Source organism: Acinetobacter sp. S40 (genome assembly GCF_016624705.1).
Classification (GTDB): Bacteria; Pseudomonadota; Gammaproteobacteria; order Pseudomonadales; family Moraxellaceae; genus Acinetobacter.
The window spans coordinates 1-15,492 of record NZ_JACVTU010000010.1 but is presented as its reverse complement, the minus strand read 5'-3'; the positions used below and the strand labels follow the sequence as shown (position 1 = coordinate 15,492).

Below are 15,492 nucleotides of genomic sequence, written 5' to 3'. Positions count from 1 at the left end.
TGTTGCAGTTTAGCAAAATTAATTGCTACATTTTTAAAACTTCAAACCTTGTTGTTATTAGCTTTGAAGTTGGTCACGCTTTTATTTGAAAATGAATAATAGTTTTATTTTATCCTGTTTTCACAGGTGGGGATGCAACATTTTGTTAGTTGAACACAATGTTTAAAAAAAATGTAGAGTATTTTCCAGTGATTCGACACTGGTGGCAGGATTTTATTTTATTGAGTGCGGTGGCAATTGCAATTGTACTGCATGTACTAATTTTGCTCATTCATTTTGCGATGCCAACACCTTCAGATACTGCGACCAAAGAGATTGCTATCGCGATTCGTCCAAGCACAGATAAAATAGAACATGCTGACTTTCTGGCTCAATCGAATCAAAAAGGTTCTGGACAATTTCATGATTCACATCGAATGTCGAGTGATATGCCTAAAGCGATGCCTGATCAAAGTTCCGGAGAATCTCAGACTCAAACACTTGACCATATTCAGCAAAGACGTGAGCTTAAATTTGAAGAAAAAGTGCTGATGACGGTATTAAGCTGGCAAAAACAGGCTGAAGAAAATCAGCGTAAAAAAGCACAAGATGATTTACAAAGTCAGTTTCAAGCCAAAGCTGCAATGGTGGCCAGTATTGAAGCGCAATATTTACAGCGTCAGCAAAATTTTAGCCGGCAACAACGGATTAAGACAGTAGATGGCATTCAAGCTAAGCAAGATGCTTCTGCTGCTTATTTGAATAAGTTCCGTGAAAAAGTGGAGTTGTATGGCAATCGCTACTATCCCGATGAGGCAAAACGTCAAAATTTGGCAGGTGAAGTCAGATTGATGGTTGTTTTAAACGCGCAGGGGGGAATACGTGCCATTCGTTTAATTGAAAGTTCAGGCCATACTTTGTTAGATGAGGCTGCAAAAGCATCGGTACGTCGTGGCGCTCCATTTGGCCGTTTTGATGCATCCATGAAAGAAATTTCTGAGTTGCGAATTATTCGTACATGGAAATTTAACCCTGCTCAAGCAGAGTTTGAAGTTCGCTAGCTGATTAAGCTTATATCAATAAAAATTATAAAGATAATTCATTATTGTTAATTGAATAAATAATGAAAACAATTATCATTAACTGTTATTTTTTGTTAACAATTTTTAGCCGTCTGTTTTTCTGTTTTTTTAATTAATTGCGCGTTATTTCCGTGCCTCTAGGGATTTGTTCTTATGCTTTATCCAAATTTTAGAACGTTTAAAGTTCGTCCTCTTGTTGTTGCCATGAGCTTGCTTGCGTCACCATTGATTTATGCTGAAGATCAGGCTGAAACAACTGAATTACAGCAATTGTCGAAAATTACAGTTCAGGCTGAGAATGCGAATGGTGTTACCGAAGGAAGTGGGAGCTATACAGCTAAAAGTACAAATACCTCGACTAAATTGAATTTATCTATTAGAGAAACTCCACAAACAGTTAAAGTTTATACTCGTGAATATCTGGATGATCGCAGGATCGATTCATTTCAACAGTTATTAGATAATATTACGGGTGTTTCGACCACTCGTACTGATGAAAGACAGAGAGCCTACGCTCGCGGGTTTGAGCTTGATTACTACCTGATTGATGGAATGCCAAGCACTTTAACTTTAGGTGATGGAGATCCTGATTTAAGTATTTTTGATCGAGTAGAGGTCGTAAAAGGGGCAAATGGTTTAATGACGGGTGCAGGGAATCCTGCAATCGGTTTAAACATGATTCGCAAGCATGCGAATGCTAAAGAACTTACAGCAAATGTAACTGCAACGGCAGGTTCTTGGAATACCTTTGAGAGTACAGCAGATATTTCTACACCGCTTAATGCTGATGGTTCATTAAGAGGAAGAGTGTTTCTAAAAAATTCCCATGAAGACTCATTTATGGATCATTATGAGCGAGAGCGAAGAATTGCGTATGGTGCTATCGATTATGATTTAAGTGATAAAACTACATTGTCATTTGCTGCATCTTATCAAGAGCTAGAGCGAAACGGTGTACGTTGGGGAGGAGTGCCAGCATTTTATTCAGATGGATCACGGACAAATTTTGGCCGTTCTTTAACAATCAGCTCAGATTGGACGTTTTGGAATGTTGATACAACATCATTCTTTGCTGGTTTAAAGCAGAATTTGTTTAATGATGTAAATTTAAATATTAATTATTCGTTCCGCCGTGACAAGGTTGATGATTTAATTTTTTATACAGCTGGATCTGTTGATAAAGCAACGAATACAATTGATATTGCCAATGCTTCAGTTTATCGAAGTGCAGATACAACAGATGAAAATAATGTTGATGTCTATATTTCTGCCCCTTTTACTATCGCAAATAGACAACAAGAAATTGTGTTTGGAGGGTCTTGGAATAAAAATGAAGTGACAGCGAATAAGACTGGCGGCACTTTTGTAAGTGGTAATACTGCACTTACCAAACAAAATAACATAGCGTTGTTAGGCACAGATGTTCTTGATTTCAATAATATGAATACTCATCTTATTGGAAGTTTAGAGATGAACCAAAGTGGGGGTTTAAACTATACAGAACAGTCTTCTGCATATCTTTCAGGCAAGTTTCACTTACTTGATCCGTTACATGCTGTTGCTGGTGTAAGACTTTCAAATTGGAAGTATGAAGCTGAGAATGGTGTTGGTAATCGAAATTTTAATAATGAGGTTACGCCTTACTTTGGTTTAGTATATGATTTTGCAAAGGATTATTCTTGGTATGCAAGTTATACTAGCATTTTTAAACCTCAAAATAATAAAAAAGAAGATGGAAGTTATCTAGATCCAAAAGTAGGTAAAAGTTATGAAACAGGTATAAAAAGTGAGTTCTTTGATAGTCGATTGAACGCTGCATTATCTGTATTTCGAATTGAGATGGATAATGTTGCAGAGCTTTTACTGGATGAGAATGGACAAAATGTACATGCTCAAGGATCAACTGATAATGCTTACTATGGCGTTGATGGAGTGGTCAGTAAAGGTATTGAGTTGAATGTCGATGGAGAAATTAATGAAAATTGGGGTGTTAGTTTCGGTGTTGCAAATTTTGAAGCAAAAGATCCAGATGGGGAAAAAGTAAATACGACTAATTCACGTACAACGGCTGACCTTTTCTTGAAATATAAAAATGATTCGTGGTTTGGTGGAGTTGGCTTAAACTATTACAGTCATATCTATACTGGTACAGGGAGTAAACGTATTGATCGTGACGACCTGTATTTAGCGAGTGCAATGTTGGGATATAAATTTGATAAGAATTTCAGTGCACAAATTAATGTGAATAATATATTCGATAAAAAGTATTATTCGGGAATTGGTACAAACTCGATGGCTTGGGGCGATCCTCGCAACGCAACTTTGACTTTAAGATATAATTTCTAAATTCTATCTAAAAAATAAAATGACCACATTATGTGGTCATTTTAAATTTAATTCTTTTAAAATTACTGCTCTAGATACGGATTTTTTAATCCCAATTTAGCTAAAATTTCGATTTCAAGTGCTTCCATTTCTTCAGCATCTTGTTCACTAAGTTCATGATCATAACCAAGTAAATGCAAAGTGCCATGCACTAACATATGCATAAAATGATCACGCGCTACTTTATGTTGTTCTATTGCTTCTTGTAATACCACAGGAATACAAATCACCAGATCACCTAAAGGTTGAGCATCTAACAAAGGCAAAACTTCTTCAGGAATATCGCTCGAAAAAGACAAAACATTGGTAGGTTTGTCTTTCCCTCGGTAGTCCAAATTTAAGCGATGGCTTTCATCATTGTCGACACAGGCAATTCCAATTTCACAATCATTTTCAATATCGAGATGACGTAAAGTGGTTTCAATGGCTTTTTTAAGTTCGATACGCTTCAAGACTAAATCGGGAGATTTAAATTCTTGTTGCAAACTAAGATTAAGTTTCAAACCTGATCCTTCATAAAAATAGGGGATGCATGGCAATCCCCTGATTTTGTAAGTTGATAAAACAACTTGATTAATACATTAAACTTCCTGATGCTGCGCATCGGCCGCAGTATCATGTTCATTCATCAATGCTTCCTGCCGAGCTTTACGTTCTGCGCGAGCTTCAGCAGTTAATCGATTCTGTTCAGAGTCCCAACCTTCGTAGGCCTCTACAATTTTTTGAACCAATTGGTGACGTACTACATCACGCGAATGGAAGCGAGTAATGTGAATTTCTTTGATGGGTTCCAGTACTCGTAAAGCATGGGCTAAACCTGACTGTTGTCCCCTTGGTAAATCCACTTGCGTAATATCGCCAGTAATCACAGCACGTGACCCAAAACCTAAACGAGTTAAGAACATTTTCATCTGTTCGGGTGTGGTGTTTTGCGCTTCATCCAAAATCACAAAAGAATGATTCAACGTTCGACCACGCATATAGGCAAGAGGTGCAACTTCAATAACTTGACGTTCGATCAATTTTGCAACTTTTTCAAACCCTAACATTTCATACAGGGCATCATAAAGTGGGCGCAAATAGGGATCAATCTTTTGGGTTAAATCACCAGGCAAGAAACCCAGTTTTTCACCCGCTTCAACTGCTGGTCTTACCAGTAGAATTCGCTGTATTTCATTGCGCTCAAGCATATCAACTGCTGCGGCAACGGCCAGATAAGTCTTACCTGTTCCAGCAGGCCCAATTCCAAATGAAATATCACTTTGTAGAATGCGCTGGACGTAGCGTTTTTGATTGGTGCCACGAGGGTTAATGCGGCCTTTAGGCGTTTGTAACCAGACATTATCCAGACCTGTGTGTTCCTGTTCGGAATCATCCATCAGTTCACGATCGGTCTGACTACCTTGAATCATTAAGTGCAGAATATCTGCACTAATCTGACTGGAAATTTCTGATTCATCGTAAAGACGCTGGAGCAAGGATTCTGCTCGTTCGACTGCATCGATGTCACCATCGATGTAGAACGCGTCGCCACGATGAGTTATTTGTACATCTAAACGCTGTTCAATCTGCTTCAAGTGACCGTTGTATGCACCTAACATGCTTTTTAAACGGGTCATTGAAACGCCGGGAAAAGTAACGGTACGTCGAATCGCTGCAGTCAAAGAGGAATCCTTTTTGTCGCCTTGTTCTAATACCCTTACATTACGCCACGTCAGGCTCAAGATTCAAGAGTTCACCATAAACTAAATTCAAAGTTTTTATCTCGGTAATCTCAATCTCCGCGAAGCGTCCCACCCACGAAGCATCTCCGACAAATGTAACCAGTCGTGTATTGTCTGCTGTGCCGACCAAAAGATCTGGATTTTTGTCAGAAACATTCTCGACCAATACCCGTTGAACTGTACCTAACATGGCATCGGTTTTACGAATACTAGACTGCTTGATCCAATGCTGAACTTTGCCTAATCGTTCTTTTTTTACAGTTTCTGAGGTCGTATCTTCTAATTCAGCTGCAGGTGTACCTGGACGTTTAGAATAGACAAAACTATAAGAATGATCAAAATCTAAATCTTTGATAAATTGATAGGTTTCTTCAAAATGCTCATCAGTTTCACCCGGGAAGCCAATAATGAAGTCACTAGATAAGTGCATATCTGGACGGATTTTTCGCAACTTGGCGATCTTCTCGATATAGACATCAATAGTGTGATTGCGCTTCATGGCTTGCAACACTGCATTTGAGCCACTTTGTACAGGTAAATGTAAATGTGACACCATCTGTGGCAAATCGCGGTAGCATTGAATTAAGTCATCAGAAAATTCAAGGGGATGCGAAGTGGTATAACGTAAACGTCCAATACCGGGAATTTCTGAAACGAGTCGTAACAATTCTGGGAAGGTACAAATTCCACCTTCAAAGGTTTCACCACGGTATCCATTGACATTTTGACCCAGTAAAGAAATTTCACGAACGCCCTTTTCAGCGAGGCCTGCAATTTCAGCTAGTACATCATCTAATGGACGCGATACTTCTTCGCCACGGGTATAGGGAACCACGCAGAAAGAACAGTATTTTGAACAGCCTTCCATAATTGAAACAAAAGCTTTAAACCCTTCGACACGCGGTTCAGGCAAGAAATCAAATTTCTCAATATCTGGAAATGAAATATCAACCAGTTTAATTTTATCTTTTTTGGGTTTCTCAATTTGATCCTGATGTTGATCCAGCATTTGGGGCAAACGGTGCAGAGTTTGCGGGCCAAACACCATATCGACATACGGAGCACGTTTTTGAATGTTGTCACCTTCCTGAGATGCAACACAACCCCCAACGCCAATAATTAGATCAGGATTTTGTTCTTTTAGTTTACGCCAGCGACCTAACTCACTAAATACCTTTTCTTGAGCCTTTTCACGAATAGAGCAGGTATTCATCAGTAGAATATCGGCTTCTTTCGGATCAGTGGTCAGTATATAGCCGTGAGAATCGCCTAAAAGGTCTGCCATACGATGACTATCATACTCATTCATCTGACACCCTTGAGTTTCAATATACAATTTCTTGATTGAAACATCATGAGTGTGCGCTGGCTGGGTGACAGTGTTTTCTGAGGCAGCTTTGGCACCATTTGGAATGAAGGTTTGAACCGTCATGTAGGCTCCTAAAACAAATTAAAACGATTATTGGGAATTTGACCCAATGAAAGCGCGCAATTGTAGCAGTATTTACAGCAAAGATATCAAAATAAATAAAATGCAAAAATGGCTGACTCAAATACAGATGGACGTGAAGATTGCCCAATTTAAATGCGGCGTTAAATTCATTGATTTTTCAGTTAAAAAAATGTGAATATTACTGTTGGTGAATCAGCAGGTTACATAACACAACAGTAGTAGGCGCAAAGAATAATTACACTAGCAGGGCGCAGAGGTTGTTGGGGTTTAAAAAAGCATCTATGGCATGGAAAGAAAAGAGTAAATCTTCAGTGGGAATTTTTTTTAAAAATAAATGGATATGTACCACTGCTATAAGTGTTTTGACATCACTTACCGGTTCTGTAGCTTTTGCTGCTGAGGAACAATTTAATGATGCATTACGTGCAGCCACTGCAAGTGATTTAACTGCGCTCGATCAATACCAGTTTTCTATGCAAAATGATGTTTTGGGTTATTATCCAGAATATTGGAAGCTCAATACGGATTTGGGTTTACAGCCTGCGGCATCTATTATTAATTTTGCAAAACGTTATCCCAACTCTGCAATGGCTGAAAAATTATCAGCTGATTATGTAGAAGAAAAAGTTAAGCAAGGTGATTTGACTGGCGCACAACCTGTATTGCCTTATGTGACCAATCCAGACCGTGCTGAAAGTTGTGCGGTAGCACAGGTTCGCGCAAGCTCAGGTGATCCGCTGGTTTTTGCTGAATATAAAGATGTTTGGCTGACGACCAATACTCAGCCTGATTCCTGTAATGGACTTGGCCGCATGATGCAATCTAGTCCACTGATGTCTGCGCAAGACAAACAGCAACGTTTGTGGGGGCAATTGCGGGCAGGACAATCTGGGCTGGCTCTATCTACAGCACAAACTTTAGGCATTAGTCTGTCACTGGCTCAGTTAAATCAGATTCAGTCTAATCCATTAAATTATCTGTGGGCTGCACCAAAAACCTCACAGGTAGATTATGCCTATCTGATTTTTGCATTAGGTCGTTTAGCTGATAGTGATCTAACATCAGCATTGGCTAATGTCAAAAAAACTGCGGAAGGTACCCCTCCAGAAGTTCAAAAGTATTTATACCGTACGGTAGGCTATATCGGCGGTACAACAGTAATGAAGAATAACTTTAATCGCGAAGTTTTAAATAACTTTGATTTAAGTTATGGCTATCCACTGAGTCCTGAAGAGGCTGAAGTGTATGCACGTCAAGCCGTGCGTTTTGGTTCATGGGAAAGTCTGATTCGTGCGATTGACGGCATGTCGGTAAGTCAAAAGCAGGAAGATCGCTGGCAATATTGGCTAGCGCGTGCTTTAGAACAACGTAATGATCGACAGGCCAAACAGCAGGCGCAGCAAATTTATAAAAAATTGGCCCAATCTGGCGATGATTATCATAACTTGTTAGCACGTGATCATCTGGGGCAAAAATACAATGATATTCCAGCCTACTCCCAAGCCACCAATAATGATTTACAGCGATTAAGTCAGGATATTCATTTTAGACGTGCTTTTACTTTACGTAATGTGAATGCCCCAGATAACTATGTCAACCGTGAATGGAACTGGGCGGTGCGTCAAGCATATTTGAAACAGGATGACGGTTTACTACTGGCTGCTGCGCAACGCGCCAGTGAGATTGGTTGGTATGATCGTGCGATTTATGCAGCAGATCGTACTGTCAATAAACATAATTATTCTTATCGTTATATCATGCCCCATAAAGTCACAGTCGTGAATCATAGTCAGAATGCGGGAATTGATCCTGCATGGGCTTATGGTTTAATGCGTCAGGAAAGTCGCTTTGTGACTTCTGCACGTTCGCATGTAGGAGCGGGTGGTTTGATGCAGATTATGCCAGATACAGCAAAACTTGTTGCCCGACAAATGGGTGAAACGTATAACCCAGCTGCACTCAGTGATATGAATACCAATGTGCGTTACGGAACATTTTATTTATCCATGATTCAGGGGCAATTAAGTGGTAATCCCGTATTGGCAACTGCCGGCTATAACGCAGGGCCAAATCGTGCACGTCGCTGGCAACCTGATTTTCAGCCGCTGGCAGCCGATCAATATACGGAAAGTATCCCGTTACTTGAAACCCGCGATTATGTAAAACATGTGATGACCAATGCTGCGCATTATGGTGTTCTATTGGGGCGGGGGCCTCAGTCTATTGAACAGCGCATGCTTCCGATTCCTGTTCGCAGTACACCTTAAACAAAAGTTGGCTTTTATGATAACGGTTAAGTTTTTAGTTCGATGAAGAAGAAAAGTTTTATATACCATTGTTTGTCGTGGTGGACTGGATGTGTTTTTTGGGTAAATCTTTATTTATTTGCTCCGAACTTACATGCCGAAGCACCACGATTACAAGGCTATGTCATGCAAGTTCAGATGACACCTGCGGTATGTGCACTAGATCCTGCTCGACAAAAACAGCGTAAATGTCTGGAAGGTTATTCACTGACTATTAACGGCTTATTGCCTGAAACGACTCACCCAAATTGTGAGACGACCTCTCCGCCGGCACTATCACCATTACAAGCCAAGGTTGTGGCTCGTGTGATGCCCGATGAAAATGCTCGTGCTCAATTATGGCGTAGTATTGGCGGATGTATTCCGATGTCTGCTAGTCAGTATTTTCGTATGATTATTAATTATGCGGAACGTTTGAAAATTCCGGCGGATCTTACGAGTGGTGTGAATAAGGAAATTCAGAAAAATAACCTGCAACAACAATTTGTCCGCCTAAATCCATCATTACCTGCCAGTGGTATTCGTTTTAGTTGCCAATCTTCGCGTTCAGAACCGATTTTGACAGAAGTTCAGGTGTGTTATCAGGTCAATGGAACTTATAAGCAATGTTCCAGCCATGTGGTTTCCAATTGTCCAAATGAGTTCACAATTAAAGGTAGTTATTAATCACTTGGTCTCAGTTGATTTGTATTTTCTATCAGACTTTTGTTGAAATTCATTCTCTTTTAAATGCATCTCTTGCGGGTTTGGAGTACAATCTTTGCCGTTTATGATTATTAGATTAAATAGCGTACTGACTGTTTAATCATCTTAACGATCCTCAATTGGAGATAATTACATGAAGCAACCCGTTCGTGTGGCCGTTACTGGCGCTGCAGGTCAAATTGGTTATAGCTTGTTATTCCGTATCGCAAGCGGTGAAATGTTAGGCAAAGATCAACCAGTGATTTTGCAATTGCTTGAGATCCCAGTTGAGAAAGCTCAACAAGCGCTTAAAGGCGTAATGATGGAACTTGACGACTGTGCTTTCCCATTGTTGGCTGGCATGATCGGTACTGATGATCCTAAAGTTGCATTTAAAGATGCAGACTACGCATTACTAGTAGGTTCTCGTCCACGTGGTCCTGGTATGGAACGTGCTGACTTGTTGAAAGTGAACGGTGAAATCTTCATTGGTCAAGGTCAAGCATTAAATGAAGTTGCTAGCCGTGACGTAAAAGTATTGGTTGTAGGTAACCCTGCAAATACGAATGCTTACATTGCAATGAAATCTGCTCCAGATCTTCCAGCAAAAAACTTCACTGCAATGTTGCGTCTTGACCACAACCGTGCTTTAACTCAAATCGCGCAAAAAGCAGGCGTTGCTGTAGCTGACATTAAAAACCTTACAGTTTGGGGTAACCACTCTCCAACAATGTATGCAGACTACCGTTTTGCAACTGCAAATGGCGTAAGCTTAAAAGACAAAATCAATGATGCTGACTGGAATGCTAATGTATTCCTTCCAACTGTTGGTAAACGTGGTGCTGCGATCATTGAAGCACGTGGTTTGTCTTCTGCTGCTTCTGCTGCAAATGCTGCAATTGATCATATGCGTGACTGGGCTTTAGGTACAAATGGTGAGTGGGTCACTATGGGTATTCCTTCTGACGGTTCTTATGGTATTCCAGAAGGCGTTATGTATGGCGTTCCTGTAACGTGTGAAAATGGCGAATATAAACGTGTTGAAGGCCTTGAAATTGATGCATTCAGCCGTGAGCGTATGGACAAAACTCTTCAAGAACTTGAAGAAGAACGTGCTGCAATTGCAGACATGTTAAAATAATTAAAAACGATTTTTAATCGTAAAAAGGCATTTCTTAAAGGAATGCCTTTTTTATTGTTTAATCTTTTGCATAGGTATGATTTAAAACAAAAAATAACAAGAAAATTAAGCAATTTTTGATGACAAAACACGACATTGTAGTTAACGTGAAGATTAACTTAGGTCAATATTGATTTATGGAGAATAACAATGTTTGAACAACAACCGACTTTAGAATTACTATTTGAGCAGCTTGGATTGGATGCCAATGAAGAAGCAATGGATCAATTTATTAGAGATCATCAATTATCGGCTGACGTTAAGTTGCATGAGGCAGATTTCTGGAGCGCGGCTCAACGTGATTTTCTTAAAAGTCATTGGGACAAAGATGATGACTGGGCTATTGTCATTGATGAACTCAATCAACAGCTTCATATTGATAGTGGATCCTAAAGCCTAGGCTTTAGGATACCTTGAATGGTTTAATGCGTTTTTGTGCGAATGAGGGTTTTAAACCAGTCTTGTTGATGTAATTTAGCAAAGGCAGAATGGAACTGCATCAACTCAAGATCAAACTCCGCACATTGGCTGTATTTTTCTAACCAATGTCGAGTCAATGCATATTCTGATTTGACAGCAGATGCATAGGCCAGAAAAAATAAAATATCGCCGTGCTGTAAATGTGCCAATGGTTTTAGAATTTGCTGGCTAATCGTGGCAAATTTTGTCTCACGATTGAGTTCGTAATACATCATATATGCTTTGGCCAATTGCAGGGACAAATCAAGATAAAGCGATATAGGCATTTCATCAAATTCGATGCGAGAAGTCTCTAAAATCGCAATTGCTTCATGTAAGAAATGGACTCGTTCCTGACGATTACGGCTAATTTCGACCAGTTGTAAGCGCAAATCCCCACGTTCCAGTGCAAGTTCAGGTGTATTGCCGGCAAGGTAGTGTTGATCAGTTTCTCCGATGCGCTCAACAATCATTTTACTTGTATCTAGCATGTGGGTCATCCTCTTGGTTTATCGTCATTATATGAGGCTATTTTGCGATTTTAAAAGTGTTCAGAAGTGCAACGCAGTGTTTCGCTTCGATTTCATATTTATGAACTACTCAGATGACCAGATTGAATGACCATTGCGTAGCCATGCCGTAATTGAAAGTCGCTGACGTTTAGAAATTAATACTTCATGTAATAAATCGCTTTGGAAAATGACCATACGATTCGGCTCGGGTTCAATCATATGCCAGTGATCATTTTTATCTTGTAAGCGTAGCTGGCCACCCCAATCCGATTGCCATTCTGAGTGCAAATAATAGACTGCTGATATCATGCGATCATTTTTTTTCTGAGGATTATCTCGATGGAGTGCATAAAATTCACCAGCATTATAACAGGCAAAATGTGCTTCAATAGTTTGAATTCCCATGAAAAAAACACGATTAAAGGCCTCGGAAAACTCTTGAAGTAGTTTGATATGCTGTTGTGCCATTCTTAATTTTTCATCGATCCAGAGAATGTGATCGCTACGAATTTTACTGACGACTCCACTTTGAATCGCGGCTTCACGGAACTGATTTAAATTTGAGAGACATTCTTCTAACAGCCCTAGAGCAAATTGTGCAGAATGAGTTTGATTGACAATAGCAAAACCGTATTGGTCTAAATCATCCAGAATTTGTTCGATGTCATGTTGAATCGACTCAATAATTTGCTGCATACTGCCTCTAAATAATCAAATAAACGCATCAAAGAAAAACAGTCAAGCGTGCGCTTTGCCTATTCTAAAACAACTCATCCACACGTAACTGCTTTTTTTCATGTTAAAATACACGTTAATCTGAGGAATTAATGTAAAAATGAATTACCGTCACCATTTCCATGCGGGCAACTTTGCTGATGTCATGAAGCATGTACTTTTGCTTCAACTGTTAACGCGCTTAAACGCGAAAGATAAGCCTTATCGTTATATTGATACGCATGGTGGTGCGGGGAAATATGATTTATCTCAGGCCCCTGCACAAAAATCAGGTGAGTTTTTGACGGGTATCCATCGTTTGGTTCAGCTCGGGGATATGGAAAAGCGTAAGGCTCCTGAAGGTGTTCAACAGTACCTAAAACTCGTTGAAAACATTCGTGCCGAACAGGGTAAAGGTACTTATCCTGGTTCGCCATGGTTTGCTTTACAAGCGATGCGTGAAATAGATAAAGCCACTGTTTTTGAAATGCAGCGCGATGTTTTTCAGCAATTACGCCACAATATTCACGATAAGCGAATGGGCTTGCACGAGCGTGATGCCTATGAAGGCTTACTTGCAGTCATTCCGCCGAAGGAAAAGCGCGGCTTGGTGATGATTGACCCTCCTTATGAATTGGAACGTAAGGATTTTCCACAGCTGGTTGAACTTCTACAAAACGCTTATAAAAAATGGCCTACAGGGGTTTTTGCAGTATGGTATCCGATTAAAGATCGCGCGATGATTGAGCGTTTTGAAAAGAAAATGATCAAAACGGGCATACGCCGTCAGCTTATTTGTGAGATTTGTGTTTGGCCAGATGATACTCCAGTCGGTTTAAACGGTTGTGGTCTATTGGTGATTAATCCGCCTTGGCAATTTTCTGAAGATGCCGATCAGGCCTTACAATGGTTATTTCCACATTTACGTATGCAGGAAAATGGCGGTCATGCCGCAGTTCGCTGGCTTGTAGGTGAGTAAGACTCACCGTTCAAAGCATATTGAGATTAACAACAATGACAAACATACAAAAGCCAAACAACGATTCAACTCAGAATGATCATCCTTTTGATGGTATTACCTTTGAGGTGGTTGAAGAGGAACAAACGCAGGAAGGTCAAAAAGTTAAACGCCGTGGTATTTATTTATGGCCAAATTTGATTACGACCGCTGCATTGCTTTCAGGATTTTATTCAATTACTGCCAGTATGAACGGTGAGTTTTTACAAGCCATTTATGCGATTTTTCTTGCTGCATTGCTTGATGGGCTGGATGGTCGAGTTGCAAGAGCGATTGGTGCGCAAAGTGCGTTTGGCGAACAGTACGATTCTTTGTCTGACTTATTGGCTTTTGGTGTTGCCCCTGCCATTTTGATGTACAGCTGGAGCTTGCATGATCTTGGGCGTATTGGGCTGGCGTGCTGTTTTATTTATACCGCTTGCGCTGCGTTTCGTTTGGCAAGATTTAATGTACAAATTGGAGTGGTTGATAAACGCTATTTTATCGGTATAGCAAGTCCTTTGGCTGCTATATTGGTGATTACCCTGATTTGGGTCAGCCGTGATTACCCATTTATTTTTGATACCCGCGACATTGCTATTCAAGTCGTCTATGCAGTGTATATGGTAGTTGTTGCAGTATTGATGATCTCAAACATCAAATATTACTCCTTTAAGCAAATGGATCGCAAACGAGTTCCTTTTGTCGTAATGCTGCCAGTAGTGCTGATTTTTGCAGCAATTACTTACAATATTCCAATGGGGATTTTAGTTGTATCAATTATTTATGCGATCTCAGGTTTTGTGACCACCTTGTTCGCACGTAAACAAAGTCCTACTATAAAGACATAATGCTCATAATTGGGGTTCAGTATGCAAATGTTGATGGGTTCGCTAGAACAGTCCACACGCCTGAACCTCCAGCTCGACCCAACTTCTCTGCTTGCCTATCATCCGCCTAAAGGTCGCTTTAAGCTGGTTTATCATGGATTACTCTTACCAAATTTACCCGCGCCACTACATTTTCTAAATTTTATTACCCTGATTGGCCAACCTAAAATTCCATTATTTTATAATCACAACATTATCAAAGATAAAGCATTAAATACGGCCAGTGTGATGATGGCAATAAGTCCACATCAACGAGGACATTTAAAAAGCTATCAGCTTGATCAACAATGCCAAATTGATCCTTATCATTACCAATTTGATCAAATAGATCAATTCAATGGTTTTTTTCCAAATTTTGAAATTCAACGCCAAGATCATGAATTAGAATTGAATCTTAAAATTCAAACGGTCCCGAATGTCACTTATTTTGTTCCATTAAAATGGAATTTATTTGAACACTGGTCAATTTTGTGTCATTGCGAAGGAAATTTAAAATATCAAAATCAACATTATCAAATCAGCGGGATGGGAAGTTTTGACTATGCTCGAGCTGCTAATATCCCTTACTTGCCATTGGCGTTTTATACGCATCAAGTGATCAATCTAAATGAAACAATGCAAATAATTTTGAGTCAAGTACGCAATCAGTGGAACCAAATTATCTATTCTAAGTTTTATATGCGTTGCACCAATGGAGAAACATTTTTTACAGATAAAAAAGTGTATTTTCACGTTCATCGCGTTTTTCCAAAAATTACTACCCCGAATCACCGTCAAATGTATCTTCCTAGAGAGTTCTCGTGGTATGTGGAAGAAAATGGATGCCCTATCTTTGAAATCAAAGCCCAAAGTCGTGGAGATTTTAAATTTGGAGTAGGAGCAGGATTTGCTGGAAGCTTTCGTTATTGTGCCCGTTTTCGGGATCAGGATTTTGAAGGTGAAAGTGGTTATTGTGAATATATAGATATTCGACCTTTAAACTGGCAAGAAAAAAGCCAAACACAAATTCTTGCAGATGAGTTTCTTCAAATTCAGCCATGTTTACTTAAAAAATAACCAAACGTTTGGAAATGGTACAAAATTTAATCGATGTATTTAAAAACCTTTAAAAAGTGGTTGCATGGATG

Annotated in this window: 14 protein-coding genes; 9 read left to right on the top strand and 5 right to left on the bottom strand. The window is 39.6% G+C overall.

Annotation, left to right across the window (positions count from 1 at the left end; all coding sequences use genetic code 11):
• Positions 1–158 precede the first annotated feature (158 nt).
• Both IAE19_RS12040 and IAE19_RS12035 read left to right on the top strand, forming a co-directional pair.
• Complete coding sequence (locus IAE19_RS12040; protein ID WP_200461180.1) at positions 159–1,040, top strand: energy transducer TonB; 882 nt, start codon at positions 159–161, stop codon at positions 1,038–1,040.
• Positions 1,041–1,214: 174 nt separating this feature from the next.
• Entirely contained in the window at positions 1,215–3,407 is a 2,193-nt protein-coding gene (locus tag IAE19_RS12035) for a TonB-dependent siderophore receptor (protein WP_200461179.1), read from the top strand.
• A 62-nt stretch (positions 3,408–3,469) separates the two neighbouring features.
• Here the strand turns inward: IAE19_RS12035 and ybeY are convergent, their stop codons facing one another.
• The 3 genes from ybeY to miaB all read right to left on the bottom strand — a co-directional run bounded on the left by ybeY (position 3,470) and on the right by miaB (position 6,602).
• Positions 3,470–3,949 (bottom strand): rRNA maturation RNase YbeY, encoded by a 480-nt coding sequence (gene ybeY, locus IAE19_RS12030; RefSeq protein ID WP_200461178.1) that lies wholly within the window; start codon positions 3,947–3,949, stop codon positions 3,470–3,472.
• 78 nt (positions 3,950–4,027) lie between these two features.
• Positions 4,028–5,110 carry a PhoH family protein gene (locus IAE19_RS12025; RefSeq protein WP_200461177.1) on the bottom strand — a complete coding sequence of 361 codons (1,083 nt, stop codon included), beginning with the start codon at positions 5,108–5,110 and terminating at the stop codon, positions 4,028–4,030.
• Between the two features lie 40 nt (positions 5,111–5,150).
• A complete protein-coding gene (miaB, locus tag IAE19_RS12020) occupies positions 5,151–6,602 on the bottom strand; it encodes a tRNA (N6-isopentenyl adenosine(37)-C2)-methylthiotransferase MiaB (protein ID WP_200461176.1) in 1,452 nt (483 codons plus the stop codon).
• A gap of 302 nt (positions 6,603–6,904) precedes the next feature.
• On the opposite strand from miaB, the gene IAE19_RS12015 reads away from it, so the two are divergent.
• The 4 genes from IAE19_RS12015 (at position 6,905) to IAE19_RS12000 (ending at position 11,186) form a co-directional block, all read left to right on the top strand.
• Entirely contained in the window at positions 6,905–8,890 is a 1,986-nt protein-coding gene (locus tag IAE19_RS12015) for a lytic transglycosylase domain-containing protein (RefSeq protein ID WP_200461251.1), read from the top strand.
• Positions 8,891–8,932: 42 nt separating this feature from the next.
• Positions 8,933–9,595 carry a ribonuclease I gene (locus tag IAE19_RS12010; RefSeq protein WP_200461175.1) on the top strand — a complete coding sequence of 221 codons (663 nt, stop codon included), beginning with the start codon at positions 8,933–8,935 and terminating at the stop codon, positions 9,593–9,595.
• Positions 9,596–9,767: 172 nt separating this feature from the next.
• On the top strand, positions 9,768–10,754 hold the full coding sequence (locus IAE19_RS12005; protein WP_200461174.1) for a malate dehydrogenase: 987 nt from the start codon (positions 9,768–9,770) through the stop codon (positions 10,752–10,754).
• A 189-nt stretch (positions 10,755–10,943) separates the two neighbouring features.
• On the top strand, positions 10,944–11,186 hold the full coding sequence (locus IAE19_RS12000) for a DUF2789 family protein (protein ID WP_200461173.1): 243 nt from the start codon (positions 10,944–10,946) through the stop codon (positions 11,184–11,186).
• A 29-nt stretch (positions 11,187–11,215) separates the two neighbouring features.
• Here IAE19_RS12000 and IAE19_RS11995 read toward each other — a convergent pair whose 3' ends face one another.
• Positions 11,216–11,743, bottom strand: a complete 528-nt coding sequence (locus IAE19_RS11995; RefSeq protein WP_200461172.1) for a hypothetical protein — start codon at positions 11,741–11,743, stop codon at positions 11,216–11,218.
• A gap of 105 nt (positions 11,744–11,848) precedes the next feature.
• The gene (locus IAE19_RS11990) at positions 11,849–12,460 is read right to left on the bottom strand and encodes a 2OG-Fe(II) oxygenase (protein WP_200461171.1); all 612 of its coding nucleotides are present in this window, start codon (positions 12,458–12,460) and stop codon (positions 11,849–11,851) included.
• A 139-nt stretch (positions 12,461–12,599) separates the two neighbouring features.
• Here IAE19_RS11990 and IAE19_RS11985 point away from each other — a divergent pair, with 139 nt between their 5' ends.
• The 3 genes from IAE19_RS11985 to IAE19_RS11975 are packed head-to-tail and all read left to right on the top strand — an operon-like array spanning position 12,600 to position 15,421.
• On the top strand, positions 12,600–13,457 hold the full coding sequence (locus tag IAE19_RS11985) for a 23S rRNA (adenine(2030)-N(6))-methyltransferase RlmJ (protein WP_200461170.1): 858 nt from the start codon (positions 12,600–12,602) through the stop codon (positions 13,455–13,457).
• A gap of 35 nt (positions 13,458–13,492) precedes the next feature.
• Positions 13,493–14,326, top strand: a complete 834-nt coding sequence (pssA, locus tag IAE19_RS11980; RefSeq protein WP_200461169.1) for a CDP-diacylglycerol--serine O-phosphatidyltransferase — start codon at positions 13,493–13,495, stop codon at positions 14,324–14,326.
• A 21-nt stretch (positions 14,327–14,347) separates the two neighbouring features.
• Entirely contained in the window at positions 14,348–15,421 is a 1,074-nt protein-coding gene (locus IAE19_RS11975; protein WP_200461168.1) for a DUF6670 family protein, read from the top strand.
• The last annotated feature ends 71 nt before the right edge of the window (positions 15,422–15,492 follow it).

What these genes read in the sequence shown, in the direction of transcription:
- IAE19_RS12015 (WP_200461251.1), top strand. Translation starts at nt 6,905, where the DNA reads ATGGCATGGAAAGAAAAGAGTAAATCTTCAGTGGGAATTTTTTTTAAA.
- miaB (WP_200461176.1), bottom strand. Translation starts at nt 6,602, where the DNA reads ATGACGGTTCAAACCTTCATTCCAAATGGTGCCAAAGCTGCCTCAGAA.
- IAE19_RS11975 (WP_200461168.1), top strand. Translation starts at nt 14,348, where the DNA reads ATGCAAATGTTGATGGGTTCGCTAGAACAGTCCACACGCCTGAACCTC.
- IAE19_RS12000 (WP_200461173.1), top strand. Translation starts at nt 10,944, where the DNA reads ATGTTTGAACAACAACCGACTTTAGAATTACTATTTGAGCAGCTTGGA.
- IAE19_RS12005 (WP_200461174.1), top strand. Translation starts at nt 9,768, where the DNA reads ATGAAGCAACCCGTTCGTGTGGCCGTTACTGGCGCTGCAGGTCAAATT.
- IAE19_RS12040 (WP_200461180.1), top strand. Translation starts at nt 159, where the DNA reads ATGTTTAAAAAAAATGTAGAGTATTTTCCAGTGATTCGACACTGGTGG.
- IAE19_RS11990 (WP_200461171.1), bottom strand. Translation starts at nt 12,460, where the DNA reads ATGCAGCAAATTATTGAGTCGATTCAACATGACATCGAACAAATTCTG.
- pssA (WP_200461169.1), top strand. Translation starts at nt 13,493, where the DNA reads ATGACAAACATACAAAAGCCAAACAACGATTCAACTCAGAATGATCAT.
- IAE19_RS12010 (WP_200461175.1), top strand. Translation starts at nt 8,933, where the DNA reads ATGAAGAAGAAAAGTTTTATATACCATTGTTTGTCGTGGTGGACTGGA.
- IAE19_RS11985 (WP_200461170.1), top strand. Translation starts at nt 12,600, where the DNA reads ATGAATTACCGTCACCATTTCCATGCGGGCAACTTTGCTGATGTCATG.
- IAE19_RS12035 (WP_200461179.1), top strand. Translation starts at nt 1,215, where the DNA reads ATGCTTTATCCAAATTTTAGAACGTTTAAAGTTCGTCCTCTTGTTGTT.
- IAE19_RS11995 (WP_200461172.1), bottom strand. Translation starts at nt 11,743, where the DNA reads ATGCTAGATACAAGTAAAATGATTGTTGAGCGCATCGGAGAAACTGAT.